The sequence below is a fragment of the Novosphingobium organovorum genome, from assembly GCF_022832435.1.
Lineage (GTDB): Bacteria > Pseudomonadota > Alphaproteobacteria > Sphingomonadales > Sphingomonadaceae > Novosphingobium > Novosphingobium organovorum.
Genome location: NZ_JALHLF010000241.1, coordinates 1 through 1,097 on the forward strand (window position 1 = coordinate 1; position 1,097 = coordinate 1,097).

Consider the following 1,097-nt stretch of genomic DNA (forward strand, 5'->3'; position numbering starts at 1 on the left):
GAGCCGGCCGCGCTTGCGGACGATGCCCCGGCGCTGACCCGCACGCTGGTCGTCCCCTTGCGTCATGGCATCCACGCCCGGCCTGCCGCGCGGCTGCGCCAGACGGCGGGCGGGTTCGAGGCGATCGTGCGTATCGAATTCGACAAGCGTACCGCCAGCTTGCGCAGCCCGGTCGGCATCCTTGCCCTTGGCGTGCGGCTGTGGGACGAAGTGACGCTCCACGCGCAGGGGCGCGAGGCTGCCGCCGCGCTCGACGCGCTCGAGGAACTGATCGCGGGCGGCATGGGCGAAAAGGCCGAGCCGGGCGAAAAACGCCCCGCAGCGCCCGTCGCTGCCACGCCCGTCGCCGCCCCGCAGGCCGCCGCTCAGGTGGTGGACGGTGCACTCTGCGGTGTCTGCGCCGCGCCCGGTCTCGCAACGGGGCGCATCGTGCGCTACCGTCTGGCCGATATTCCGGTTGCTCCCTCTTGCGGGGACCCCGTGCGCGAGCGCGCCGCGCTCGACGCGGCGCTCGATGAACTCGTCGCGCGGATCGCTGCCGAGCGTGAAGCCGCCGATCCGCGCGCGCAGGGTATCCTGAGCGCGCACGCCGCCATGTTGGAAGACGAGGACCTGCGCGCCGCGGCGCACGAGGCGATCGACAACGGTGCGGGCGCGGGTGAGGGCTGGCAGGCGGCCATCGCGCCGCAAGTCGCCGTGCTCCTGCGCTCGGGCGACGCGCGTCTGGCCGAGCGGGCCGACGACATGCGTGATCTGGAGCGGCGCGTGCTGCTCTTGCTCGCCGGGCAGGTCGAACAGCCGGTGGCGCTGCCCGAAGGTGCGGTGCTCGTTGCCGAAGACCTCTTGCCCTCGCAGCTCCTGGCGCTCGACACCGCACGGCTGGCTGCGATTGCGCTGGTCAAGGGCGGGCCGACCTCGCACGTCGCGATCCTCGCCGGAGGCATGGGCGTGGCGATGGTTGTCGCGATGGGGGCGGCGCTCGACACGCTCGAGGAAGGGCGCGAGGTCGTCGTCGATGCGGCGCGAGCGGTGCTTGAAGTGGCGCCCGATGCGGCGCGCGTGGCCGCAGTGCGCGAGACGCTCGACCGGCTGGCGGC

At 73.6% G+C, this 1,097-nt stretch carries 1 protein-coding gene; it reads left to right on the top strand.

The features are described from left to right. Nucleotides 1-1,097: HPr family phosphocarrier protein (locus MTR62_RS21010; protein ID WP_244024609.1), on the top strand; the 1,097-nt coding region annotated here is incomplete at both ends.